Origin of the sequence: Edaphobacter sp. (genome assembly GCF_035532915.1) — a bacterium.
Lineage (GTDB): Bacteria > Acidobacteriota > Terriglobia > Terriglobales > Acidobacteriaceae > Edaphobacter.
The window spans coordinates 1-2563 of record NZ_DATKQC010000127.1; the positions used below are offsets into that span (position 1 = coordinate 1).

At 58.3% G+C, this 2563-nt stretch carries 1 protein-coding gene; it reads left to right on the top strand.

The annotated features are described in order from the left end of the window. Window positions 1–208 precede the first annotated feature (208 nt). A partial coding sequence (locus tag VMU57_RS06305) for a DEAD/DEAH box helicase (protein ID WP_325381783.1) occupies window positions 209–2563 on the top strand: 2355 nt, incomplete at its 3' end.

Sequence of the window (2563 nt, forward strand, 5' to 3'; positions counted from 1 at the left end):
TCTAGTCGTGAGCGCAGCGGCGTTCCATCTTGCAGGATTTGCAGCACGATCTTTCTCGATGCTTCCTATTCCAGCTCTCGCAAAAAATCTCGCATCGCATGAGAGAGCTCTCGGCTACGTCCTTCGGCGTGATCTGTCGCTGCTGCGGGAACACATTATTCGGTGGCACGCAGATCCGTCCCACAGTGACGACACGGTAGCCGGGCGCTTGCTCGATGAAAACGATGTGTTTGGACCGGAAGATGTTGCGATCCTGGCGCTGACAACTTCCTACTACCGGGGCCTGGGCCTGGCCGATACTGCATTGCTCTTCGGAAATCGGGAGATGTTCGATACGGCCGTGCTGGCAATCCAGGGCATCGTCGCCTCGGCGTCACAAATTGGGAACATTCCGACGTGGTGGGTTGCCACGCTCACGTTGCATCTGATTCGTGATCTGTGGGATCAGAGTCTCTTCGTTAGGCTGCCGTCAGATTCGGGTTCGCCCCTGCCCGCACGGTGGAACGAACTCCGGCGCGATTTCATCGCGCAGCTCGGCACGAGGCGGCCTCCGCATATTGATTTGTGGCCGTCACAAATTGCGGCCGCCAAACGGGCAGTTGATCCAAACGACGATCTCGTCATCGCATTACCGACGAGCGCCGGGAAAACCCGCATCGCTGAGTTATGCATTCTCCGGGCGCTGGCAGATGGCAAGCGCATAATCTACGTGACTCCCCTTAGGGCGTTGTCGGCCCAGGTTGAAAGAGTGCTCGCCAGAACATTTGTGCCTCTTGGCGCGGCGGTCACTTCACTGTATGGCGCTAGCGGTGCCACAGTGTCGGACACCAAAACACTGGCAAGCGCGTCCATTGTGGTTGCAACTCCGGAGAAACTTGATTTCGCTCTGCGCCAGGATGCGGACGTGCTCAATGATGTGGGCCTTATCGTGTTTGATGAAGGTCACATGATAGGGGTTGGGAGCCGCGAAATCCGCTATGAAGTGCTGATCCAGCGGTTACTGCGGCGCGGGGATGCCGCCGGAAGGCGGATTGTCTGCCTCTCCGCGATGTTCACTCCGGGCGATCCGTATTTCAAGGATTTCGGAGATTGGTTGCGAAGCGACGCGCCCGGAGAGCCGGTCAATGTTCAGTGGCGTCCGACGCGCCAGCGGCTGGCGACGCTCGATTGGAGCAACCATAGCAATACCGGCAGGCTCGCGTTTCTTGACGGCGAAAAGCCTTTTGTTCCCCGGTTCGTCGAGCAGAGCGAGCCAAAAGGGCTCCGGACAACTCCATTTCCCAAGGATGAACTCGAATTCTGCATCTGCGCAGCAAACGCATTCGCGCGGGACGGCCACACGGTGCTGGTTTACTCGCCGCAAAAGAGTCAAGTCGAACCGGCGGCCCGCGAGTTCAGGCACATGCGCGATCAAGGCTTCCTGCCTAACGTAAAGACTCCGCAGGCAGAACATCTAACAGTTGCCCGCGCCATCGGGCGCGAATGGCTGGGCGAAAAGCATGCTGCGGTCCGGGCGCTGGAAGTGGGCGTCGGTACTCATCACGGTGCTCTGCCCCGGCCGTTTTTGAACGCGGTGGAGGAACTCCTGGACGGTCGCCGCTTGTCTGTCGTTGTGGCCTCACCAACTCTGGCCCAGGGCATTGACCTTGCCTGCAGTGTCCTGATTTTTCGCTCACTGAAACGATACCAAGGCGGACAGTGGGTACCCATCGAGGCTGCCGAATTCTCCAATGTCGTTGGCCGCTCAGGCCGGGCCTATGTCGATCTCGATGGTATTTCGGTGTTGCCTACCTTCGATGCGGCTGCCCGGTCCCAGCAACACGCTGTGTTTGAAAAACTCATAAAGGATTCAAAGGGTCAGAGACTGCTCAGCGGGTTAGCGCAGTTAACCTGGAATCTTGGACATCACCTCGCGCGGAAACTTGGGGCGAAGCCCGCCGATTTACTGGAATACATTCTGAATCAACGTGATCTCTGGGATGACGCGCGTCTCGCCGCGACAGAAACGGAAGACGATGAAGATGAGGGAGAGGACGGCCTGGAGGCGCAGATTGCGAATTTAGACGTTGCTTTGTTCTCCCTGATAGATCCGCTCGACACAGATGTTTCACAGGTTGCTGCCGCTCTCGATGACGCACTCAAGGATTCGCTCTGGAAGCGAACGCTTGCGCGTGAGGACGAGCCGACCAGGGCTATCGAACGCGAGCTGCTGCGTTCGCGTGCCGAGTGGTTATGGCGCAAGAGCACCGAGGAACAACGCAGGGCATGTTTCTACTCTGGCCTGGGCCGGAAACCAGGGCTGTTTCTTCACGAACAACTCGACGCCTTGGTGGACGTGTTGTGCGCATTTCAGAGCGCGGTGGCTGCGGATGACGGCGACGCCGCAGCGGCAGCGGCTACAGCTCTCTACGTGGCGGTCATGAAAGAACCGTTCTTCGCCGTGAGAAAGCTGCCCTCCAAATGGGAGGAAGCGCTTGCGGACTGGATAAAAGGAACGGCATTTTCCGACATACTGAAAGGGCGAAAAGCGAGGGACGCGCACCGGACGCAAGTGTTTGTTCAG